This is a genomic window from Marinobacter sp. DSM 26671, from assembly GCF_900112835.1.
GTDB lineage: Bacteria > Pseudomonadota > Gammaproteobacteria > Pseudomonadales > Oleiphilaceae > Marinobacter > Marinobacter flavimaris.
Map to the genome: position 1 here is coordinate 173514 of NZ_FONF01000005.1, position 23670 is coordinate 197183.

The following is a 23670-nucleotide window of genomic DNA, read 5'->3' on the forward strand; positions in this document are numbered from 1 at the left end:
CCCACAAATGAATGAAGGGCTATATTTTACACCAGCTCAGGGACCGCCTGCAGCAAAAGTCCGACGAGTATTGGAACGGATGGAAACTGACGGACGTCAAAATTTGTGACGTCTTGTTCAGAAAGATTTAACAAATCTGCCACTATAGGCGGCAGGCTTCTTGCTGATCACAAAGTAAACAACTACACTTTCATTCGCTTATCATGCGTTTAAGTGTTTTTCTGGAAGGGATTTATGGGAAAGGCAGCATCATTCGCAACCAGACACGCCAGAAGAGTCAACATGAAACCTGTCGCCGCCAAATTGAATTTGCGCAACCAACAGCGAGTGGACGTAGCCACCGACATTACTATTGAGAAATCGGACGGCTGCTGCCTGACCTGTTCGGTATCCAATCTCTCCCGCACGGGCGTTATGATTTCCTGTAATCAGGAAACGGTGAAACAACTCATTCCCGAGCAAAAGGCCCCGGCTCCAGGACACTGGATTGCCGTGAAGACCCGATTCTCCGTGCCGGTGGTTGCAACGCAACCGGTTTCCATTATTGCCGACGGCAACATCGTTCACATGCGACGCATCGCAAGGGACGAATTTCAGCTGGGCATCCAGTTCGCTGAGTTTGAAGGTAACGGCTTCGATTACGTCGATCGATACGTTGCCAAACTGTTGGCTGACTCCCGCAATCCTGCCTGACCTCGACCTGCCGGCTGACGAACAACCAGGGCCCACCACTGCTATATTGTTATAACGCCAATGTCTAGTTGGCCGTCTTCTTATGCCCTTACCCCCTCTGGTATAGTTGCCGTATTCATTCGCACAGCCAACACGGCCCGCACGGCGGCAACGGATTATCATGACCACATATAACCTCACGCACCTGAAACAGCTGGAAGCGGAAAGCATCCACATCATCCGGGAAGTGGCAGCCGAGTTCGACAATCCGGTAATGCTGTATTCCATCGGCAAGGACTCCGCGGTAATGCTGCACCTGGCCCGCAAGGCCTTTTATCCGGGTAAACCGCCCTTCCCTCTCATGCACGTGGACACCACCTGGAAATTCCGGGATATGATCAACTTCCGGGACCGCAAGGTGAAGGAATACGGTCTGGACCTGATCGTTCACAAGAACGAGGACGGCATCAGACAGGGCATTGGCCCATTCACTCACGGCAGTGCCAAGCACACCGACGTAATGAAAACCCAGGCCCTCAAGCAAGCCCTGGACAAGTACAAGTTTGATGCGGCGTTCGGCGGCGCCCGCCGGGACGAAGAAAAATCCCGTGCCAAGGAGCGTGTCTATTCCTTCCGCGACGAATACCACCGCTGGGACCCCAAGAACCAACGTCCTGAACTCTGGAACATCTACAACGGCAAGATCAACAAGGGCGAAAGCATTCGGGTATTCCCGCTGTCCAACTGGACCGAGCTGGATATCTGGCAGTACATCTACCTGGAAAATATCGAGATCGTTCCCCTTTACTACTCCGCGGTGCGCCCGGTGGTTGAGCGCGACGGCACCCTGATCATGGTGGACGATGACCGAATGCCGCTGAAAGAAGGCGAGAAGCCGATGATGAAATCCATCCGCTTCCGCACCCTCGGCTGCTACCCGTTAACCGGCGCCATTGAATCCGAAGCCACCACGTTGCCGGAGATCATCCAGGAAATGCTGCTGGCCACCAGTTCCGAGCGTCAGGGTCGCGTTATCGACCATGATTCAGCCGGCTCCATGGAACAGAAAAAGCGGGAAGGGTACTTCTAAGATGTCACACCAGTCTGATCTGATTGCGGAAGATATTCAGGCCTACCTGAAACAGCACGAAAACAAGGAACTCCTGCGCCTGCTCACCTGCGGCAGCGTGGACGACGGCAAGAGCACGCTGATTGGTCGCCTGCTGCATGACACCAAGATGATCTATGAAGATCACATGGCCAGCCTGAAAACCGACAGTGCCAAGATGGGCACCACCGGCGAGAAGCTGGACCTGGCCCTGCTGGTAGACGGCCTGCAGGCGGAGCGCGAACAGGGCATCACCATTGATGTTGCCTACCGGTATTTCTCCACCGACAAGCGCAAGTTCATCATCGCCGACACTCCGGGCCACGAGCAGTATACCCGCAACATGGCCACCGGCGCGTCCACGGCGCAGGTGGCGATCCTGATGATCGATGCCCGCCACGGTGTGCTGACCCAGACCCGCCGGCATTCCTACATTGCCTCGCTGTTGGGCATCCGCCACATTGTGGTCGCCATCAACAAGATGGATCTGGTGGATTTCAGCGAAGAGCGCTTCAACGAGATCCGGGACGACTATCTGGCGTTTGCCGCCAAACTGGGCCTGAAGGACATCCGCTTCGTGCCGATTTCCGCCCTGGAAGGCGATAACGTGGTGAACAAGAGCGAGCACACCCCCTGGTTCACCGGCCAGCCGCTGATGGAAATCCTGGAAACCGTGGAAGTCGGTCGGGACAAGAACCTGGAGCATTTCCGCTTCCCGGTTCAGTACGTAACCCGCCCGAACCTGAACTTTCGCGGCTTCTGCGGCACCATCGCCTCCGGCGTGATCCGCCCGGGCGAGAAAATCATGGCGCTGCCCTCCCGGCGCACCAGCACGGTGAAAGAGGTGGTAACCTTCGACGGCAACCTTGAAGAAGCCTATATCGACCAGGCGATCACCCTCACGCTGACCGACGAAATCGACGTCAGCCGTGGCGACATGCTGGTAAAAGCGGAAGATGAGCCTGAAGTGGGCAACCGTTTCCTCGCCAACATCGTCTGGATGACCGACGCGCCGCTGGAAACCGGTCGCCTCTATGACATCAAGCTGGGCCCCACCTTCTCATCGGCCACGGTGAGAAAGATTCAGCATCAGACAGACGTAAACACGCTGGAAAAACGGGAAAACCCTCCGGAACTGAACTTGAACGAAATCGGCCTGTGCGAACTGACCCTGAGCCAACCCGTTGCGTTCGATCCTTATCCCAACAACCACGCAACCGGCAGTTTTATCGTTATCGACCGGCTGAGCAACGTGACCATCGGCGCGGGCATGATCGCAGGAACCTCGGAAACGGTGGAATCGCTGGACCCGGTCAGCGCTGACGAGCGCCGGCGTCGTCTGGCCCAGAAGCCTGCCATCATCGCGTGCAATGGCAAGCAGGCAGCGGCCCTGGCCTTGTCCCTGGAACGGGCGCTGTTTGATCAGGGTAAAACGTCCATCGTGCTCAGCGAAGACAACGCCGGCACTGTCGATGATCGCCGCCGCTTCGCACAGGTCATCAGCGCCCACGGCGTCATCGCGATTGCGGCAAAGCTCGGCTCGGACATCGCCTCGGCTTCCATCTGCGCAGACGACAGTGAAGAAATCGCAGGCGCGGTCAGCAAACTGGTGCAAGACCTGGTGCGCAACAAGCGAATCTGAGCCGAATGACGGATGAAAGGCCCCCGCTGGCAGTGGACGCCGCCGGGGCTTTTTTTCGGATATCAGCCTCAGAACTTGGCGGCCAGAGTCAGCCAGAGCTTGTCAGTATCCACTTTTCCGGTTGCTGCATCTCCGGCCATGTAGCGAGCGTATTTAATACCTGCTGAGTAGTTCTCCGCAAACTTGCGCTGATAGACCACATCAACCTCGCTACCCAAGTCACTGGCACCGCCAGGCGAGTCACTGGCCCTGAAGTCATGATATTTAAGGGTCAGGCCGCCGCCCGCCACGGGTGCCTTTACGCTGAGCGACGCGTCTTCCAACCCGACCAGCGGGGTGTTCAGAAACTGGTCAGCCCAGCCGTTCTGACCGTGCAGGGTTGCCAGTGGTGTAGAGAAGCCGTAGTTGCCATTATCCGACCCAAGGACTTCAAGTCCCGCTGAAACAATGACGCCCGCGATATCAATGCCCGCATTCAGTTTGTAATACTCGGCATCAAAATCAGCACCGCCCGATTCTGCCTCCTGGATCGCATATTCGGCTTCGTAGATTATCCCCAGCGGCTCAAGGTCATACCCGCCAACATAACGAAGCCCGACGGTGTCGAGCGAGTTGTCAACGCCTTCATCAATTTCCAGCAGATAGGCATAGCCGGTCAGCTTGCCGAGGGGTGTTTGGTAGGCAACGTTGACTATGTGATCCTTGGATGGCAGGTCCTGGCTCTCGGCAAAGATGCGGTTGCGCTGACTCAGGAAGGCGTAGTCGATTGCGAGGTTGGTTGACGGGGTGTAAGTCAGGCGGGCCGCATCAAACGTCTGGCGATCCTGGCGCCAGCCAACGTCGCCAATAAACCGGTGATTGTCGTAAGTTATCACCTGACGCCCCAACCGACCGGTTATATCTCCGAACCTGTACTGAAGGTAAGCCTGGTCCAGCTCTGTTGTCTCGGGATCGGCAATAACAGAGTAATTTGGATTCTTCCCCAGCGTGTCGTTGTAGTCGTCAAGCCCAGCCACGTTCCGAACGTCCTCAAACTCGACAAGCCCGGATAACCCATTGTAATCCGCAGTACGATAGCCAAGGCGGGTTCGCAAAGTTACGCTTTCCGCGTCCCTGAGTGCATTGTCCTGTTGCACCTGTTCGAAACGCAAGCGAAGATCTCCGTATACCTCGCCCTTACTCAGGGCTTCATGAAACCCGGTCTGTGCGGCCTGCACCGAGCCACCCATCAGGGCAATCGCTATCGCCAATCCGGCCTTTTTCATTACACATTGCATCGCAGTTCTCCGTTTCTGTTAAACTGACTGGTCAAGAGGAGACCGAAGAAAAATTCCGAGCCGCCTCACTGGCCATTTGCCAAAAAAAAAAAGCGCCTATTGAACCGAAGAAATCTCCGGGCCAATAAGCGCTTTTGCTTGAGTGACTTATTCCACGAGAATTGTGTCGCACGACACAACGCGACTCTTCCCGCTGACCTGAACCATAAGCATGGATTGCGCCAATTCTTGTTCAGGCCTTTACTCTGGCGCTTCCGACCCTTTCCCAACCTCTGCGGGGTAGCCCTGCCAAGCCTGAAAACTGCCCCTTATTCAGGCACAGGCACAGACATGGAGCAGTCAAAGTGCGGGTCCCGAAGGCGGCTTCAGAGCTGAAAAGGCGATATTGCGGAATTCTCACGTGTCAAAATCGGCTTTGAACGATAATGCATCAGGATGGGTGGAAATTTGGATTTCCGCGTTTTTCATAATAAGCTGCCGCTCCTTGGACTATGGCCTTCTCTCCCATATCACTCACTGCGCAACCCATTGGATTTGACTGGCTTTACCATCCCGATGAAACGCTCATCATGGAGGCCTTTCAGTCAGGACAACGGCAACAGGGTAATTAACCATGGCAATCAAACACCTGAGGTCTGCCTTTTTTACGCATTTCCAGCCGGACCAGGCAGCCCATCTCAGTGCCGGAGACTCTCTGAGGGAGCCCGGTGGCGACTACGAGGGCCTGCACAAGCAGATGAAGCGGCTGTTCAACAGCAAGCCCGGTAAGAAATACGGCCGGTTTTCCGAAGATCTGGGCGAGTGCCCGTTCAGCGCCTGGCTGAACGACTACCTGGAAGACAAGCAAACCTTCAGCGCCATGACCGACCGCCTGTTCGGACAGTGGCAGGAGCTCCTGACCGACAGTCAGGAGGAGTTCGATGGCCATCTGATGATCGTCCACGATGCCCTAGCGGACGCCGAGGTGGTTTACCTGTTTATCCTGGAAACCGACAGCGCCATGCGGTTCGATGGCAACCAGTCACTGGATGCGACCGACGTCCTGAGCCTCTCCCGTCTGAACCTGGCCGTTCGCATCGAGCTGGACGACTGGCGCGGCAACAACCCGGCGGAAAACTACCTGACACTGGTCCACGGCCGCGGCACCGGCGAGCCAGGAGAGCTGTTTATCCGTTTGTGCGGGTTTACCAATCAGGTGGATGTGGAAAAGGAAACCATGACCTTCCTGGATGCGGTGGAAGCTTTTGCCAAGTCCTCCGAGCCTGAGAAAGCCGGGGAGGTTCGCAACAAGGCCTATGAGTTCTGTAAGGAGCAGCATGCCCTGGGCGAGCCGGTCGAAATCGAGGCACTGTCTGGCTATCTGGACGAAAACGAGCCGCAACGTTTCAGGGAATTTGCATCGAAAACCGCAGAGCTTCCGGAGAGCGGCGTGCTGCACCCGGATCATCGCAAGGTGAAGAAACTGGTGCGTATCGCGGGCTCCGGGGGTGGCATGAGCGTGTCGTTTTCATCCGACCTGGTGAATCAGGCGGTTTATTACGACCGCGATAAAGATGCTTTGACGATTACCCGGCTTCCCAGGGCGTTGCGGGAGCAGCTGCAGCGGTATCTGGAGGCTCGCGAGGAGTGAGGCGTCCGGAGTGGCCCGCTTCGTAACCTGAGAGCCGGGCGGGTATCCTGCACCCAAATCAGATCGCAACGGATAACACCAGAGCCAGACGGACACTAGCAACAAGCCGAGACAAAGGTGGTTGAAGTTTAAGCACCCCGTTATAATACGCAGTTCCTTTTTGCTGGCGCCCCGTTTCAAAAACCAGTTCCCGGCGCACCATCCACCAGATTACGTGAGACCCATGGCTAAAAAGCTGTACATCAAAACCCACGGCTGTCAGATGAACGAGTATGACTCTGCCCGCATGGCAGACCTGCTCAAAACCGGTGAAACCGTCGAAATGACCGATTCACCCGATGACGCCGACATCCTGCTGCTGAACACCTGCTCCATTCGGGAAAAAGCCCAGGAGAAGGTGTTCCACCAGCTTGGCCGCTGGAAAAGGCTGAAAAGCAAAAAGCCGGAAATGATCATCGGCGTGGGTGGCTGTGTGGCTTCCCAGGAAGGCCAGGCGATCATTGACCGCGCACCCTACGTGGACATGGTCTTCGGCCCCCAGACTCTGCATCGCCTGCCGGACATGATTACCGAAGTGCGCGCCAAGGGTAACGGTGTTGGCGTGGTGGACGTCAGCTTCCCGGAAATCGAAAAATTCGACAACCTGCCCGAGCCCGGCGCAGACGGCCCTTCCGCGTTTGTTTCAATCATGGAAGGCTGCAGCAAGTACTGCACGTTCTGCGTGGTGCCCTATACCCGCGGTGAAGAAGTCAGCCGCCCGGCAGACGATGTGATCGCCGAAGTGGCCCACCTCGCCAGCCAGGGTGTTCGCGAGGTTAACCTGTTGGGCCAGAACGTGAATGCCTACCGTGGCGAAACCCACGACGGCGACACGATGGACCTGGCGGAACTGATTGAGCTGATCGCCACCATCGACGGCATTGATCGCATCCGGTACACCACGTCACACCCGGTGGAGTTCTCTGATGCTCTCATTGATGTCTATGAGCGCGTTCCGGAGCTGGTCAGCCATCTGCATCTGCCAGTTCAGAGCGGTTCCGACCGCATCCTGGCGGCCATGAAGCGCGGCCATACAGCGCTGGAGTACAAATCCAAACTCCGCCGCTTGCGCAAGATCCGCCCGGATATCAGTTTCTCGTCGGACTTCATCATCGGCTTCCCGGGCGAAACCGAGAAGGACTTTGAAGACACCATGAAGCTGATCAACGACATCGGCTTCGACATGTCCTTCAGCTTCGTTTACAGCGCACGGCCCGGCACGCCGGCATCAGATCTGCCGGACGATACGCCGATGGACATCAAGAAACAGCGGCTGAGCATCCTGCAGGATCGCCTGAACCAGAACGTGATGGACATCAGCCGCAAGATGGTGGGTTCTACTCAGCGGATTCTGGTGACTGGCTTGTCCAAGAAAGACCCTGGTGAGTATGCGGGGCGTACCGAGAACAACCGGATTGTGAATTTCCGGCATGAGAATCCGGAGGTTGTTGGGCACTTTATTGATGTCGATATTGTGGAGGCCTATCCCAACTCACTTCGCGGTGTGCCCGTGAATTCGGAGTTGTACTAAAGCTCGGATCCTATTCGTCTGGGGTTTGGAGTTTGGCGAGTGGTGGGGCTCCCCTCCCAAAAAACGCTACGAGCACATCCGTGTGCGCTTGGCGTCGGCCATCCTTGGCCGCCGACATTTTTGGGAGGGGAGCCCCACCACTCTCCGTAGGCCCCAGAGCCGTCTGCCCAGTTTATGCTCCGCATTCGTAGGTTGGATTGGACGAATTCGTAATCGAGCAACATGCCTGTAACGAAGAAACCAGTCGGATTACGCCTCCAGCTACTCCGATCTACTTGTTTTTTAGCATTCGGGCCTGCACATAGAATGATCAGGGCGAGGGCCGGAAGGTGTTTCCAAAAACGTGGAGCGCCAGGGATGGCGCGACCGAGCCCTACAGGGACGTATTTACGGGCGCTTTTTGGAAACACCTTCCGGCCCTTGCCCGTTTCACCAACATCAGATACTCGTTCTCCCAAACCAAAACGGAGCACTTTTGAACGCCAACGATCACAGACAATTTGACCTGCACCCGGTGGACCAGCGTCGGCTGGCGACGCTTTGTGGCCAGTTTGATGAAAACCTGAAGATGATTGAAAAACGCCTGCACGTGAAAGTCGGCAGGCGCGGCCATCATTTCCGAGTTGAGGGTGAGACCGAGCATGTGGCGGCGGCCGTTGAGGTTATCCGGCATCTTTATCGGGAAACCGAGGCTACCGATGACCTTCCTCCGGATACCGTGCATCTGTTTATCCGGGAAACCGGTTTTGAACGCCTGCCCGAAGACGTGCCCTACGATGGCGCTGTGACGGTCATCAAGACCCCCAAGCTTCAGGCCAAGCCGAGGGGCGCGAATCAGCAGAAGTATGTGCACAATATCCGCACCCACGATATCAACTTCGGGATTGGGCCGGCGGGTACCGGCAAGACCTGGTTGGCGGTGGCCTGTGCCGTTGAAGCACTGAAAGACGAGCAGGTGAAGCGGATTTTGCTGGTTCGGCCCGCGGTCGAGGCCGGCGAGAAGCTTGGTTTTCTTCCCGGCGATCTCGCACAAAAGGTCGACCCATACCTGCGTCCGCTGTATGACGCTCTCTATGAAATGCTTGGGTTTGACCAGGTTACCCGGCTGATTGAGAAAAGCGTGATCGAGATTGCGCCGCTGGCGTTCATGCGCGGCCGGACGCTGAACAACTCATTCATCATTCTGGACGAAAGCCAGAACACCACCCGGGAGCAGATGAAGATGTTTCTGACCCGGATCGGCTTTGGCTCCACGGCTGTGATTACCGGCGACACCACTCAGGTAGACCTGCCACGGGGTCAGAATTCGGGGCTTATTCACGCTGCCGGGGTTCTGAGCAAGGTATCAGGTATTGGGTTCACACGGTTCGAAGCAAAGGACGTTGTTCGGCACCCGCTGGTACAGCGGATTGTTGAAGCCTACGATTCCTTTGACGACGGGAGTGCGACGGGCCAGTGAATAAGCTGACTGTGGATTTTCAGCAGGTTTTTGAGGCGCCAGGAATACCTTCGGAGACGCAGGTTCAAAAATGGGCGCAACTTGCCTGGCAGGGCGAGGATCCGTCCGAGGTGACGGTCCGTATTGTCGGAACCGAAGAAAGCCAGGCCCTGAATCATCAGTACCGTGGGCGGGACTACGCGACCAACGTGTTGTCCTTCCCATTTGAGGCGCCAGCCGGTATAACGGTGCCATTGGCCGGAGATCTGGTGATTTGTGCACCGGTTGTCGAGAAAGAGGCCATGGAACAGGAAAAAACCCTGGTCGCCCACTGGGCGCACATGGTGGTGCACGGCATGTTGCATCTCCAGGGTTTTGATCATATTGAAGACGAAGATGCCGAGGTCATGGAAGCCCTCGAAGTCCGACTGCTTGCGCAGCTCGGATTCGGCAATCCCTACGAAGCAGAGGAAACGGAACAAGACTCATGAGCGACGATCAGTCGAGTCGCAGTCAGGGCGGCAAGTCCTGGCTGGAACGTATATCCCAGGCCTTCTCCAGCGGGCCTGAGTCCGTTGAGGACGTGCTGGAAATCCTGCGGGACGCCGAGTCCCAGAACATCATCGATGTTGATGCCATGAGCATCATCGAAGGTGCCATGCAGGTGATCGACATGCGGGTGGATGAGATCATGATCCCCCGTTCGCAAATGGTCACCGTCAAGGCCTCCCAGGAGCCCAAAGAGTTTCTGGGTGAAATCATGGATTCCGCACACAGCCGGTTCCCGGTCATCGGGGACAGCCAGGACGATGTGATTGGCGTTCTTCTGGCCAAAGATCTGCTTCCCCTGGCCCTGAACAATGATCTGAACTGGAACCGTATCCGGGAAATCCTGCGCCCGCCCACCTTCGTGCCCGAGAGCAAGCGCCTGAACCAGCTGCTCAAGGAGTTCAAGGAAAATCGCAACCACATGGCCATTGTGGTGGACGAGTACGGTGGCACTGCCGGGCTTATCACCATTGAAGACGTGCTTGAACAGATTGTCGGCGAAATCGAAGACGAGCACGATTTTGATGAAGAAACCCACATCAAGGCCCGGGGCGATGGCAGCTACGCCGTGAAAGCGGTGACCCCCATTGATGATTTCAATGAGTTCTTCGAAACCGAAATGGACGAAGAGGAATTCGACACCATCGGTGGCGTGGTTCTCAAGGAATTCGGACACCTGCCCAGACGGGGCGAATCGGTTGAATTCGGCGGTTTGCGCTTTACCATTGCCAACGCCGATAACCGTGTAATCCGTCTGCTGCAGGTAACCCGAAGTGAACAGTGACGCGAAAAATACCAGAGCGCTGAAGACCCCGCTTTCCTCAAACGCATTACTTGGCGCGGCAACCCTTCTGGTTGCCGGCGCCATGCAAACCCTGACCTTTTCACCGTTCAACCTCTGGTGGCTGGGACCGGTTTCAGTCCTTCTTATTCTCCTCGTGACGGTTCCGCTGGCTCCAGAGAAGCTCTTCCGGGCCGGTTGGCTTACTGGCCTGGGGCTGTTCGGCAGCGGCGCCAGCTGGGTCTACGTCAGTATCAGCGAACACGGTAATACCGCCATTCCGATTGCCGTTTTGTTGACGGTTCTCTTTGTTGCAGGGCTGGCGCTGTTCCACGGTCTGGCGTTCTGGTTCTGGGGCAAGCTTGCCAAGGAGAGTGCCGCCCGGCGTCTGATCCTGTTTCCCGCTATCTGGATACTTGGCGACTGGCTTCGGGGCTGGCTGCTTACCGGTTTTCCCTGGCTGTATCTGGGCACAGCACACACGGACGGCCCGCTCGCCGGGCTGGCACCTCTGACCGGCGTGCATGGCATCACTTTCTGGATAACGGCCACAGGGGCCGCACTCTACGGGAGTTGGTGGCTCCTGAAACACGCCAAGCCGGTTGCTGCGGGCGCCACTCTTGCGGTGGCGCTGATTCCCTGGCTGATTGCCCCGGCCATGAACCGTGTCGAGTGGACGGAGCTAAACGAGGAGCCTACCTCGTTTGCCGCCATGCAGGGCAATATTCCCCAGCAGATCAAATGGGATCCTGAGTTCCTGAAGGATCAGATCGTTACCTACCTCGGCATGACCGAGGATCACTGGGACACGGATCTGATCCTGTGGCCCGAGACCGCCATTCCGATCCCTCAGGACCAGGCTGGCAAGATCATTGATCACATCAGTGAACAGCTGGGCGACAACAGTACGCTGATTACCGGGATACCCTGGTACGGCTTCAGCGACCGTATTGAAGATTTCACGTTTCACAACAGCATCATGGCCATCGGCAATGGCGAAGGGATCTACCACAAGCAGAAGCTGGTGCCTTTCGGCGAGTACGTGCCACTGCAAAGCGTGCTGCGAGGCCTGATCGGTTTCTTCGATTTGCCAATGAGCGATTTCAGCCGAGGACCGGCGTGGCAGGATCCGCTCAAGGCCAATGGCGTCAATGTGATGCCGTTCATTTGCTACGAGGTCGCCTACCCGGATTTTGTCGCCTTCAATGCCCGGGGCGCGGGCCTGCTACTGACCATCAGCAACGATGGCTGGTTCGGCGACTCCATTGGCCCGTTGCAGCACCTGCAGATTGCCAGAATGCGGGCTCTGGAGACGGGTCGTTACATGCTCCGCGGCACCAACAATGGCGTCACCGCGATCATTAACAACCGCGGTCAGCTGACCGAAACCATCCCCCATTTCGAGCGCGCCACCCTGACTGGCGAGGTATTCACCGCCACCGGCAGCACGCCTTACATGCAGACCGGCTCCTGGCCCGTCCTGACCCTGGCGGTCATTCTGATTGTCTTTGTCCGGGAGCGGGTCATTCCTCCTGTTTCGGCCAGCGGCTCGTAACCCGCTCGTAGTAGTGGGAGCCGCAGGCTTCACAGGGTTCAAGGTGGCTGGTGGCTGTCAGGCAGCGCATGTGCCCGCAGTTCAGGCACTGGAACATGCCAGCAGTGGCCACCTCGCCTGAAATGTACTGGCCCACTTCCTTGTTTTCCAGTTTCTGTCTGAGTTCCAGGAAGTCGACGACGGTTTTATCAGCAACCGAGAACAAACTGTCCGCCAACTGGTGTTCCAGCAGCGCGATATCAAGCTGCAACCATTCGCTCAGGCCTTCACCAGTCTCCTCGACAAAATGCAGCAGGTGTTCAAGATCCCGCTGCAGATAAGCCCCCAGGAGGTTTGCCTCATCCCGGGTCATTTCCTCGAGTTCGTACTCGAACTCCACCGCCCTCTGGACTTCTTCCTCAAGGTTCTGGAGCGATGTTTCCTCCAGGTCATGGAGACGCGTTTTTACCCGCTCCAGCATACGGTCGTAAACTTCCAGTGCCTTGCCTGAGAGATGACTTCTTTCTGGTTGTGTCATGTTGACTCCTTGATACCGCAAATCTGGGTGCAAGAGCCGGACTGCGCCCTCTCTTTCCGGGACACGCTGTGAATACATCCCTGTACGCTTGACTGCAGCATCCATGCTGCAGACAGTCCCGGAAAGAGAGGTCGAAGCCCGTCTCCCAAACCTTGGGAAAACACCTGCCGACTCCACTGCTTATGCCTGGGGCGCTGGCGGCGATGACTCCCCGGGACTGTGAGCAGCATGGATGCTGCGATCAAGCCTACACGGACGTATTCACGGCGTGTCCCGGGGAGTCATCGCCGCCAGCGCTACCCCCATATCAGCAAGTCTGGCACAAGAACAGAAAATTGGCAGACTACCTGTAAAGGCTAGTGTGCGTTAGAATGTCCGGCTCGCTCCAGACGTGATTTTTGATACAGGCTTTTATTTTTCCACACAAGGTAATTTCGGTAATGGCAGGAATGGACGAGCAATACAATCCCCGTGACGTAGAACAGAATGCCCGTGATTTCTGGGAAGAGAACAAGACCTTTATGGTCAAGGAAGAGCCGGGCAAGCCCAAGTACTACTGCCTGTCCATGTTCCCCTACCCCAGTGGCAAGCTGCACATGGGGCATGTCCGTAACTACACCATCGGCGATGTGATTTCCCGCTATCAGCGCATGCAGGGCAAGAACGTGATGCAGCCCATGGGCTGGGACGCATTTGGTCTGCCCGCCGAGAACGCCGCCATTGCCAACAAGACCGCGCCGGCCAAGTGGACCTACGCCAACATCGAATATATGAAGAACCAGCTCAAGCAGTTGGGCTTTGGTTACGACTGGAACCGGGAGCTGGCTACCTGCAAGCCGGATTATTACCGTTGGGAGCAGTGGTTCTTCGCACGCCTTTACGAAAAGGGGCTGGTGTACAAGAAGATGTCCACGGTGAACTGGGACCCGGTAGATCAGACGGTTCTGGCCAACGAGCAGGTTGTGGATGGCCGGGGCTGGCGTTCCGGGGCCCTGGTGGAACAGAAGAAGATTCCCCAGTGGTTTATCCGCATTACCGATTACGCCGAAGAGCTGCTGAACGATCTGGACCAGCTGGAAGACTGGCCTGAGCAGGTCAAGACCATGCAGCGCAACTGGATCGGCAAGTCTGAAGGTACCGAGCTGACCTTCCCGCTGAAAGACCGGGACAGTGGCCTGACCGTTTACACCACGCGCCCCGACACCCTGATGGGGGTGAGCTACATGGCCGTGGCCGCAGAGCATCCGCTGGCGAAAGAGGCGGCGGAGCGCCATCGGGACGTGGCTGAGTTTGTCGAGGAGTGCCGAAACAGCAAGACCGCGGAGGCCGAGCTGGCCACCATGGAAAAGCGCGGCATCGACACCGGTTTCAAGGCAATTCACCCGCTGACCCAGGAAGAGATCCCGATCTGGGTCGCCAACTTCGTGCTGACTGACTACGGCACCGGTGCCCTGATGGCGGTTCCTGGCCACGACGAGCGGGACCATGAGTTTGCCCGCAAATACAAGCTGCCCATCAAGCAGGTTATTGCTGCCCGCGATGGCCGCGAGATTGATGTGCAGGAAGAAGCGTTTACCGAAAAAGGCACGCTGGTGTCTTCTGGCAAATACAGCGGCCTGACCAGCGAGGAAGCCTTCGACGAGATTGCCAGCTACCTGGAAGAACAGAATATCGGCAAGCGCACCGTCAACTACCGCCTGCGCGACTGGGGCGTATCCCGCCAGCGTTACTGGGGTGCACCGATCCCGATGATGACCCTGGAAGATGGCACAGAGATGCCGGTGCCCGATGACAAGCTGCCGGTACGTCTGCCGGAAGATGTGGAAATGGACGGTGTCCAGTCTCCCATCAAGGCCGACCCTGAGTGGTGCAAGACGGAGTTCAACGGCCAGCCGGCGACGCTGGAAACCGACACCTTTGATACGTTCATGGAGTCCTCCTGGTACTACGCACGGTTCTGCAGCCCCAATTACGACCAGGGCATGCTGGACCCGTCCGCGGCCAACTATTGGTTGCCAGTGGATCAGTACATCGGTGGCATTGAACACGCGATCCTGCACCTGCTCTACGCCCGCTTCTTCCACAAGCTCTTGCGGGATGTCGGGCTGGTAACCAGTTCAGAGCCATTCAACCGGCTGCTTTGCCAGGGCATGGTTCTGGCGGAGACCTATTACCGCGACGATGGCAAAGGCGGCAAGGTATGGATTTCGCCCGCCGACGTGACCGTCGAGCGTGACGAAAAGGGGCAGCCCGTTCGAGCAGTACACAGGGAAGATGGTGAGCCGGTGGTTTCCGGCGGTGTCACCAAGATGTCCAAGTCCAAGAACAACGGTATCGATCCCCAGGCTATTATTGATGAGCACGGCGCCGATACGGTTCGCCTGTTCATGATGTTTGCGGCCCCGCCAGAACAGTCCCTGGAGTGGTCGGACAGCGGTGTTGAAGGCGCACACAGGTTCCTCAAGCGGGTCTGGCGTCTGGTGAACGAACACGCCGCCGCTGGTCCGGCACCCGCTCTGGACGCGGCAAGCCTGAACGATGACCAGAAAAACCTGCGACGCAAGACTCACGAAACCATTGCCAAAGTCAGTGACGACATCAGCCGTCGGCTGACCTTCAACACGGCCATTGCCGCGGTGATGGAGCTGCTTAACGAGGTCGGCAAACTGCAAGGTGACGAACCCCAGACCCGGGCGGTACGCCAGGAAGCGCTGGACACCGCAGTGCTTGTGCTGTCGCCGATCGTCCCGCACATCTGCCACACCCTCTGGCAGGCGCTCGGCCACCAGGAGCCCGTGGTTGATGTAACCTGGCCAAAAGCCGATGAAGCCGCCATGGTTCGCAGCCAGATCCAGGTGGTACTGCAGGTGAATGGCAAGGTGCGGGCCAAAGAAGATGTGCCTGCCGACATCAGTAAGGCGGACCTCGAAAAGCTTGCCCTGGAAAACGAGAATGTCATGCGCTTTACAGAGGGAGCGACGGTGCGCAAGGTTATCGTGGTCCCCGGCAAACTGGTGAACGTGGTGGCCAACTGATATGTCCCGGCACTCCGCCCTGAAATCGTCAGCACGCCTGATGCTGACCGCTGTAATGGCGGCGCTGCTTGGTGGTTGCGGATTCCAGTTGCGGGGTGCGCCACCGGTTTCTTCGGCCCTCGAGCCTCTTGCCGTGGATTGCTCCTCACAGGTGCCCGACACGCTTTGCCGTTCCTTGCGTGAACAGCTGAACCTGGGCAAGGTCCGTGTGGCGCCAGTGGCGGAGGCCGACTACATTCTGCGTCTGAAGAACTTCGAGCGTGACCGTCGCGCAAGTGCCATCACCGCCCAGGCCGCAGCCGCGGAATACACGCTGCGTCACTCTGTTGATCTAGAAGTAATCAGCGCGGATCGGATTCCCATGGTGGGCACGACACGCCTGACCACCAGCGAGAGTTACCGCTACGACGAAACCAACGTGCTGGCAAGACAGCGGGAAGAGGAGACCCTCCGCCAGCAAATGGACGATCGTCTTGCGCAGCAGGTGATATTCCGGCTGGCACCATTGACCCCGCAGCGCATCGACGCCATCCGGGCGGATTACCAGCGTGAACAGGAAGCCGACGCCCCAGCCACAGGCCAGCCATGAAGACCAATCCAGGCCAGTTATCCCAGCTGCTAAAAAAGGGCCTCTCGCCCGTCTATCTTATATCCGGGGACGAACCCCTGCTGGTTCAGGAATGTTGTGACCAGGTTCGTAAGGCCGCAAAAGACGCCGGTTTTCATGACCGCCTGACCTTTCACGCTGACCACCAACTGGACTGGAACGCCGTTGGCGAGGAATTCAGTGCCATGTCCCTGTTCGCGGAAAAGCGGCGCATCGAGATTCACTTGCCAACCGGCAAGCTGGGCGACGGCCGCGCGGTACTGGAACGAGTCCTGGCCGACCCTCCAGACGATATCATCCTCGTGCTCATCAGTGCCCGTCTGGACGCGGCGGAAACCCGCCGCAAATGGTACAAGGAGCTTCAGGGAAAGGGCGTACACGTACCGGTGTGGCCCGTCGATGCCGACAAGTTCCAGGGTTGGCTACAGCAGAGGGCCAGCAACCGCGGCCTCAGCCTGACCCGGGGTGCCCTGGCCATCATGAGCGAACGCCTCGAGGGCAATCTGCTCGCCGCGAGCCAGGAGCTCGACAGACTGTCACTGCTCGCAAACGGCAATACCATTGATGAGGAAACCGTTGAACAGGCGGTCCAGGACAGTTCCCGATTCAATGGCTTTGAACTCGTGACCGAGCTGATCAGTGGCCGCGCGCCCCACGCCGGCAAGATGATCACTGTGCTTCAGCAAGAGGGAGAAAACCCGCTCGGTTTGCTATCCGTTCTCAGCCGGGATCTGAACCTGCTGCTTGAGTTGAAATCTGCGGCCGGCCAGTCGGAAAATCCCGCCGCATTCCTGAAAAAACGGGGCGTATTCCAGCCGCAACGTGCCCGCGCAATGGAACAGGCCGCTCGCCGGCTGAACCGGAACCAACTGAATGAGGCCATCACCCTGTGCAGCCAGATCGACCGCGCGGCGAAAGGCTTCGATTCCCTCTCCCCCTGGCACTATTTGCGGGATATGTCTGCCCTGCTCGCCGGCCGTTCCTGATCTGAATCAAACTCAGCCTTCGTTGTGCCCTGTTGGCCCTGCCGGCCCCTTGACAGTTTTTTACGATCGGGCGCATTGTAAGCACACCAACAATCCAAGGAGGTGCTTGATATGAGTCTTCAAGAAGAACTCAAGAAGCTGTCGGAAAAAGTGAAACAATACCGGGATGAGGCGCGCGTCCAGATGCATCTGGCCCGTGAAGACGTTAAGGACGAATGGGAGGATCTCGAACAGGATTGGGATCGTTTCAGAAGCAAGATCGATGAAGTTCTGCACGATGCCGAGAACGCGTCCCAGGAAGCTCGTCAGACCGCATCAAAACTTGGCGAAGACCTGAAAACCGGTTACCAGAACATCCGCAACAAACTGAAGTAATACTGTTAACCCGTTAACATTACGCCACAAATTTCTAGCCTGGAGGCTCCGTGGTTTGGAGCCTCTGTGCCATACTTTACAGTATCCGTGAACAAAGCGTCATAGTTTTGACCCGCTTGATCAGATCCTGACCAGTGAGGCCCGAATTGACAGGGTGCTTGAACACACTGCGAGGTATAAAAGGCGTATGAAAAGATTCTTACTGATACCCACAGCACTTGGCCTATTGCTCACCACTACCCTCGTGATTGGCCAGAATACCCGGTTCAGTGATCCAAAAACCGTTGTTACCGATCACTTCTGGGGTGACCTTTACGCCAGTGGCGGCAATTCCTTCTTCTGCAACACCGCCTTTACAAGCAAAGGATTCGTTCTGACGGACGGTTATGTCTATCCATTGGCCGATGTCCGCAGCGCACTCGACTGTGGCACCTCGCGTCAATGTGAACAGGATAACCGCTACCGTCAGATCGCGTCTGACATGCACAACATGGTACCGGTGCGCAGCCGGACCGAGATGGGCCGGCGAAACGCTCGTTACGAGGACCTGGGCTCGTCAGTAAGCGAAGACGAATGCGGCATTCGCCAGAGCGCCCAGTTCTTTGAGCCCCCGGGGCGGGTAAAGGGAGATGTGGCGCGCACGGTGGCCTACATGGTGGACACCTATGATTTGCCCTGGCTTGGCTCCTCGGCGGTGTTCAAGGGCTGGAACAGGCTGGACCCGCCGGATGATAGCGAGCTGACCCGTCACGGGCGCATTGTCGAAATCCAGGGTAGTGCCAATCCCTTTATTACCAACCCGGAGAGAATGGAGCGACTCTGAGAGTCCGGGAAGCTTGCCCTGCTGACCAATTAACCATAAAAAAACAGGCCCGAGGGCCTGTTTTTTTGTGCCTGAGTCTTGCTGGCTAATCAGAACTCTTCAGCCGTCAGCGCCATCATGGAGTCGCTGCCGCTGCGAATACCTTCAGCCAGTGAAACGGTCTTGGGCAGCAGGCGGTCAAAGTAGAAGCGCGCGGTCTTCAGTTTACCGCTGTAGAATCCGGAGGTATCTGAATCCGCCTGGGGCGCAGCCGCTTTGACGATCTTCGCCCACATATAACCCAGAGCGGTCAGGCCAAACAGATCCAGATAGTCCACAGACGCTGCCCCAATGGCATTCGGGTTATCGCCAGCCTGTTTGATCACGTGCTCGGTTACATCGTCAAGGCGCTCAACCGCTGCCGCAAGAGGCTCGAGGAACGGGCGCAGGTGCTCGTCACCACTGTTCTCTTCAAGGAAGCTCGCGACATCCTGGGCAAACAGTTCGTAGAGCTTACCCTGGGTACCGACCACCTTCCGGCCCATCAGGTCCAGCGCCTGGATACCATTGGTTCCTTCGTAGATCTGGGTAATGCGGCAGTCACGAACCAGTTGCTCCTGACCCCACTCACGGATGAAGCCATGGCCACCGAAAACCTGCTGGCCCATGATGCAGGCATCCAGGCCGCGATCGGTCAGGAAAGCCTTGGCCACCGGTGTCAGCAGCGCCACCATGCCCTCGGCGTGCTTGCGCCGCTCGTCGTCCTCGGCATACTTGGCGATATCCAGCCACTGGGCCACGTAGGTTGAGAAAGCACGACCGCCCTCCACATAGCCTTTCATGGTCAGCAGCATGCGACGGACATCCGGGTGTACCAGAATCGGATCAGCCGCCTTCTCGGGCTGCTGGGCACCCGTAGGCGCACGGCTCTGGGTGCGGTCGAGGGCATAGTCCCGGGCACTTTGCAGTGACGCCTCGGCAGCACCGATACCCTGAATGCCAACCCCGAGACGCTCATAGTTCATCATGGTGAACATGGCCGCCAGGCCCTTGTTCTCCTCGCCGACGAGCCAGCCTTTGGCGCCATCAAAGTTCATGACGCAGGTCGCAGAGCCCTTGATGCCCATCTTCTTCTCGATGGAACCACAGCTGAAGCTGTTACGCTCACCCAGGGAACCATCGTCATTCACCAGGAACTTGGGCACCAGGAACAGGGAAATACCCTTCGGGCCTTTCGGTGCGTCCGGAAGCTTGGCCAGCACCAGGTGGATGATGTTCTCCGCCATGTCGTGCTCGCCCCAGGTGATGAAGATCTTGGTACCTGTGACATTGAAGGAGCCGTCGTCCTTGGGCTCGGCCTTGCTACGGATAATACCCAGGTCAGTACCGGCATGGGGCTCGGTCAGGTCCATGGCCCCGGACCAGACGCCGGAGTACATGTTGGGCAGGTATTTTTCTTTCAGCTCATCACTGCCATGGGCGTCCAGGGCCAGGCAGGCACCGGCCGTCAGCATGGGAGCGAGACCAAAGGCCATGTTGGCACCCTGCATCATTTCCTCGAACTGGGCCACCAGGGTCTTGGGCATGCCCATGCCGCCAAAGTCCGGGTTACCACCGAGGCCGTTCCAGCCGCCTTCAACGATGGTCTGGTAGGCTTCCTTGAAGCCGTCCGGAGAGGTCACCTCACCGTCGTTCCATTTGCAGCCCTGTTCATCACCTTCGCGATTCAGGGGCGCAAGTACACCACTGCTGATCTTGCCGGCTTCTTCAAGAATCGCGTCGGCCGTTTCCGGGTCCACATTCTCGGCAACCTTGGGCAGTGAGGCCCACAGGGAAGGGGCGTCGAAAACCTCATTCAGAACGAAACGCATGTCACGTAGGGGTGCCTGATAATCAGCCATCTAAAACTCTCCAAAATTCTGTCAGTCTGTTCAGGTGGCAATAGGGCCGTTGTTCCGGCCGGTCACACCTGCTCGGGCTATGTGTCCGCTGAAGATTATTTTTATGGGCGTTTATTCTACCCTAAAAACGGACCGCAACTCATGAAAAAAGCCCGCCTCCGGGGAGCGCGGGCTTTGTGTCCTTTGGAACCGTCCTTCGGTGCCCGCGCCTTAGATGGCGAATGCTTCCTCCGGCATGTCCATCAGGCTGTCAGCGCCAGCCAGCATGCTTTCTGCGTGGCCCTTGGCCCTGGGCAGCATACGCTTGAAGTAGAAGCGCGCAGTCTGGATCTTGGCGTTGTAGAACATCTCTTCAGTGGTACCCTCAACCATCTTGTCCAGGGCAACCTTGGCCATACGGGCCCACAGGTAGGCAAACACTGCGTAACCGGAGTACATCAGGTAGTCCACAGAGGCCGCGCCCACTTCCTCACGATTCTTCATGGCAGACATACCAATTTTGGTGGTCAGCTCGCCCCATTCCTTGTTCATCGCCGCCAGCGGCTCGATGAATTCCTTCAGCTGCTCGTCTTCCGCGTTTTCCTTGCAGAACAGATGCACCTGCTTGGTGAAGCCTTTCAGGGATTCGCCCTGGGTCATCAGAACCTTGCGGCCCAACAGATCCAGCGCCTGAATACCGGTGGTGCCTTCATAGATCATGCCGATACGGGCGTCACGAACGTTCTGCTCCATGCCCCACTCGGAGATAAAGCCGTGACCACCAAAGACCTGCATACCAAGGTTCGCTGCCTCGTAACCGATTTCGGTGAGGAACGCCTTGGCAATCGGTGTCAGGAAGCCCAGCGCCTCATCGGCCGCCTTGCGCTCTTCTTCGGTCTTGCCGCTGTGAACAACGTCTGCCTGCTGCGCAGTCAGGTAAATCAGGGCACGGGCGCCTTCTGCAACCGCCTTCTGTGTCAGCAGCATCCGACGAACGTCCGGGTGAACAATGATCGGATCGGCAATACCTTCCGGATTCTTCGGACCGCTCAGTGAACGCATTGCCAGACGCTCCTTGGCGTAGGCAAGTGAACCCTGGAAGCCCAGCTCGGCGGCACCCAGCCCCTGGATGGCGGTACCGATACGGGCCACGTTCATGAAGGTGAACATGCAGTTCAGGCCTTTGTTCTCCGGCCCGATCAGCCAGCCCTTGGCGCCGTCGAAGTTCATCACGCAAGTGGCGTTGCCGTGGATACCCATCTTGTGCTCAATGGAACCGCAGGAAACGGCGTTGCGCTCACCGGCCGAGCCATCTTCGTTCGGCAGGCACTTTGGCACGATGAACAGGGAGATACCCTTGGTGCCTTCCGGTGCACCCGGCAGACGTGCCAGGACGATATGGACGATGTTCTCGGCCATGTCGTGCTCACCGGCAGAAATAAAGATCTTGGTGCCGGTGATAGCGTAAGTGCCATCGGCATTCGGCTCCGCCTTGGTGCGAAGGGTGCCGAGATCAGAACCGCAGTGCGGCTCGGTCAGACACATCGTACCAGTCCACTCGCCGCTGATCAGCTTGGTGAGGTAAGTCTGCTTCTGCTCTTCGGTGCCATGCTCTTCAATGGTGTTGGTTGCGCCGTGGCTCAGGCCGGGGTACATGCCAAAGGACCAGTTGGCAGTACCAACCATCTCGCTCATAACAATGCCCAGGGAACCCGGCAACCCTTGCCCACCATAGTTGGGATCAGCGTTCATGGACGGCCAGCCGCCCTCAACGTATTGCTGATAGGCTTCCTTGAAGCCAGTCGGTGTCTTCACACCGTCTTCGCTCCAGGTACAGCCTTCTTTGTCACCTACCTGGTTCAACGGAGACAGAACCTGCTCACAGAACTTGGCACCTTCCGCGATAATGGCATCCACCATATCCGGAGTAGCGTCTTCGGCACCTTCCAGGTTGGCATAGTGCTGCTCACTGTTAAGCAGCTCGTTCATTACGAATTTGATGTCACGCAGGGGCGCTTTGTACTCAGGCATGGGATCCACCTCGGTTCTCGGTCTCAGCTGAATCAGGTTTGACAGCTTCTGGCCTTGGGTTTGCTCAGACACCGCAACGCTCTGCGCTGCAGCCTTAATTAAACACTTGTTTGAAACATACGTTTACAGGCACAGAATTGTCAATAGCCGGATGCAAAATTTGTGTTGCGAACTGTCACCGGATCACGCGCCACAACAGCGCATGGGGCCGGATCGCACCTTAAGTGCCGGATATCTCTGGAAGGACCTGGATGTTGGAAATTAACCGGTCAGGCAGACACCGGTTGGAAAGAGGAAACGCGATTTTCGTCACCGCTCTGATCAGACTCTCCCATGGCGGAGACCTCACGATAAGCATCGCTCGCGGTTCTTGACGAAGCGCCCGTTTCGGCGGCCAGCTCCGACTGGGCCTGGAGCATGATCTGCATCGCCTGGGCAGCCACCGCTCGATCCTGGCCGGACGGCTCAGCCGGCGCCATGGCCGCCGCCCGGACAATCCGCATCTTCTCAATGGTTGCCTGGGGATCCCCCTGCACGGGAGACAGATCGATAGAGACTTCCCCACCTACTGCATACTGGGCCCCGTCCGGCCCACGCTGGTAGGTGAAGGACATGGCGCCTGCATACTGGCCCCCAACGGCCTGGTGCGCGGCCTCATGGGCACGGACTTCACGGTCCCGCGCTTTCAGCTCAGTGAGTTGTTTCAGCTCTTGTTCAGACAGCCCCTGAGGATTATCGCCTCCCCTGTCACCGGCTTTGGACTCGGGATTCTCCCGTGCAGACTCGGATTTGCCCGACGCCTCAGTGGATCTTGCTCCGGAGGTCGGCGCCTCTGGCTCAGCCGCTGCTGAGCCCGGGGTCTGAACGCGCGGAGAAACCTGGCCTTGGAAAGAAGCCCCGGGAAAAGGAGGCGGAACAGGAGGGAGAGATGAAAGCACGAGCCAGGCGTCCTTTCAGTAATCAGGCCATGATATCAAGAAGCGTTCCCAGTGTTTCGTCGGCGGTTTTTACCACTTGTGCGGACGCTTCGACACTTCGCTCGTAAATCTTGAGATCAACAATGGGTTCAACGAGGCTACCCGCGCCTCCCGCGGTTCCCTGGGGACCATCGGTACCACCACGAGCAATCTTGCGGGCGGCATTTTCCATACCGACCATGCCATCTTGGATGCCCTGGATCCCAACTGAGAGAGTGTTACTGATCATAACTACGCT

At 57.5% G+C, this 23670-nt stretch carries 20 protein-coding genes; 14 read left to right on the top strand and 6 right to left on the bottom strand.

Going from position 1 to position 23670, the window contains the following annotated elements; translation table 11 throughout:
- The first annotated feature begins 282 nt into the window (after window positions 1-282).
- The 3 genes from BM035_RS07615 to cysN all read left to right on the top strand — a co-directional run bounded on the left by BM035_RS07615 (window position 283) and on the right by cysN (window position 3422).
- On the top strand, window positions 283-693 hold the full coding sequence (locus tag BM035_RS07615) for a PilZ domain-containing protein (RefSeq protein ID WP_008170127.1): 411 nt from the start codon (window positions 283-285) through the stop codon (window positions 691-693).
- Window positions 694-853: 160 nt separating this feature from the next.
- Window positions 854-1762 carry a sulfate adenylyltransferase subunit CysD gene (gene cysD, locus BM035_RS07620; RefSeq protein ID WP_008170124.1) on the top strand — a complete coding sequence of 303 codons (909 nt, stop codon included), beginning with the start codon at window positions 854-856 and terminating at the stop codon, window positions 1760-1762.
- Window position 1763: 1 nt separating this feature from the next.
- Window positions 1764-3422, top strand: coding sequence for a sulfate adenylyltransferase subunit CysN (cysN, locus tag BM035_RS07625; protein ID WP_008170122.1), 1659 nt, complete (start codon window positions 1764-1766; stop codon window positions 3420-3422).
- A gap of 68 nt (window positions 3423-3490) precedes the next feature.
- On the opposite strand, the gene BM035_RS07630 is transcribed toward cysN, so the two are convergent.
- Window positions 3491-4699: an alginate export family protein gene (locus BM035_RS07630; protein WP_039881807.1), complete on the bottom strand. Its 1209-nt coding sequence runs from the start codon at window positions 4697-4699 to the stop codon at window positions 3491-3493.
- A gap of 613 nt (window positions 4700-5312) precedes the next feature.
- Between BM035_RS07630 and BM035_RS07635 the strand changes: the two genes are divergently transcribed.
- From BM035_RS07635 to lnt, 6 genes are all read left to right on the top strand, one after another.
- Window positions 5313-6329: a nucleoid-associated protein gene (locus tag BM035_RS07635; RefSeq protein ID WP_092030987.1), complete on the top strand. Its 1017-nt coding sequence runs from the start codon at window positions 5313-5315 to the stop codon at window positions 6327-6329.
- A 223-nt stretch (window positions 6330-6552) separates the two neighbouring features.
- Entirely contained in the window at window positions 6553-7899 is a 1347-nt protein-coding gene (gene miaB / locus BM035_RS07640) for a tRNA (N6-isopentenyl adenosine(37)-C2)-methylthiotransferase MiaB (protein ID WP_092030989.1), read from the top strand.
- A 475-nt stretch (window positions 7900-8374) separates the two neighbouring features.
- Window positions 8375-9358, top strand: a complete 984-nt coding sequence (locus tag BM035_RS07645; protein ID WP_008170111.1) for a PhoH family protein — start codon at window positions 8375-8377, stop codon at window positions 9356-9358.
- Complete coding sequence (ybeY, locus tag BM035_RS07650; RefSeq protein ID WP_008170109.1) at window positions 9355-9828, top strand: rRNA maturation RNase YbeY; 474 nt, start codon at window positions 9355-9357, stop codon at window positions 9826-9828. The genes BM035_RS07645 and ybeY overlap by 4 nt, the downstream gene beginning before the upstream one ends.
- On the top strand, window positions 9825-10670 hold the full coding sequence (locus BM035_RS07655; protein WP_088827602.1) for an HlyC/CorC family transporter: 846 nt from the start codon (window positions 9825-9827) through the stop codon (window positions 10668-10670). Before ybeY ends, BM035_RS07655 begins: the two co-directional genes overlap by 4 nt.
- Window positions 10660-12222 carry an apolipoprotein N-acyltransferase gene (lnt, locus tag BM035_RS07660; RefSeq protein WP_092030990.1) on the top strand — a complete coding sequence of 521 codons (1563 nt, stop codon included), beginning with the start codon at window positions 10660-10662 and terminating at the stop codon, window positions 12220-12222. Before BM035_RS07655 ends, lnt begins: the two co-directional genes overlap by 11 nt.
- On the opposite strand, the gene BM035_RS07665 is transcribed toward lnt, so the two are convergent.
- Window positions 12191-12739, bottom strand: coding sequence for a zinc ribbon-containing protein (locus BM035_RS07665; RefSeq protein ID WP_092030992.1), 549 nt, complete (start codon window positions 12737-12739; stop codon window positions 12191-12193). The two genes, lnt and BM035_RS07665, sit on opposite strands and share 32 nt — an antisense overlap.
- 449 nt (window positions 12740-13188) lie before the next feature.
- Between BM035_RS07665 and leuS the strand changes: the two genes are divergently transcribed.
- The 5 genes from leuS to BM035_RS07690 all read left to right on the top strand — a co-directional run bounded on the left by leuS (window position 13189) and on the right by BM035_RS07690 (window position 18565).
- Window positions 13189-15774, top strand: a complete 2586-nt coding sequence (leuS, locus tag BM035_RS07670; protein ID WP_092031064.1) for a leucine--tRNA ligase — start codon at window positions 13189-13191, stop codon at window positions 15772-15774.
- A 1-nt stretch (window position 15775) separates the two neighbouring features.
- The gene (locus tag BM035_RS07675) at window positions 15776-16363 is read left to right on the top strand and encodes an LPS-assembly lipoprotein LptE (RefSeq protein WP_092030994.1); all 588 of its coding nucleotides are present in this window, start codon (window positions 15776-15778) and stop codon (window positions 16361-16363) included.
- A complete protein-coding gene (gene holA, locus BM035_RS07680; RefSeq protein WP_008170102.1) occupies window positions 16360-17367 on the top strand; it encodes a DNA polymerase III subunit delta in 1008 nt (335 codons plus the stop codon). Before BM035_RS07675 ends, holA begins: the two co-directional genes overlap by 4 nt.
- A gap of 111 nt (window positions 17368-17478) precedes the next feature.
- Entirely contained in the window at window positions 17479-17742 is a 264-nt protein-coding gene (locus tag BM035_RS07685; RefSeq protein ID WP_008170101.1) for a hypothetical protein, read from the top strand.
- 187 nt (window positions 17743-17929) lie between these two features.
- On the top strand, window positions 17930-18565 hold the full coding sequence (locus BM035_RS07690; protein ID WP_008170100.1) for an endonuclease: 636 nt from the start codon (window positions 17930-17932) through the stop codon (window positions 18563-18565).
- 89 nt (window positions 18566-18654) lie between these two features.
- On the opposite strand, the gene BM035_RS07695 is transcribed toward BM035_RS07690, so the two are convergent.
- The 4 genes from BM035_RS07695 to BM035_RS07710 form a co-directional block, all read right to left on the bottom strand.
- Window positions 18655-20445: an acyl-CoA dehydrogenase C-terminal domain-containing protein gene (locus BM035_RS07695; RefSeq protein ID WP_092030995.1), complete on the bottom strand. Its 1791-nt coding sequence runs from the start codon at window positions 20443-20445 to the stop codon at window positions 18655-18657.
- Between the two features lie 210 nt (window positions 20446-20655).
- On the bottom strand, window positions 20656-22455 hold the full coding sequence (locus BM035_RS07700) for an acyl-CoA dehydrogenase C-terminal domain-containing protein (protein WP_092031066.1): 1800 nt from the start codon (window positions 22453-22455) through the stop codon (window positions 20656-20658).
- A gap of 269 nt (window positions 22456-22724) precedes the next feature.
- The gene (locus tag BM035_RS07705) at window positions 22725-23393 is read right to left on the bottom strand and encodes a putative metalloprotease CJM1_0395 family protein (RefSeq protein ID WP_092030996.1); all 669 of its coding nucleotides are present in this window, start codon (window positions 23391-23393) and stop codon (window positions 22725-22727) included.
- A gap of 22 nt (window positions 23394-23415) precedes the next feature.
- Complete coding sequence (locus tag BM035_RS07710; protein WP_092030998.1) at window positions 23416-23661, bottom strand: flagellar biosynthesis protein FlgE; 246 nt, start codon at window positions 23659-23661, stop codon at window positions 23416-23418.
- Window positions 23662-23670: the final 9 nt, after the last annotated feature.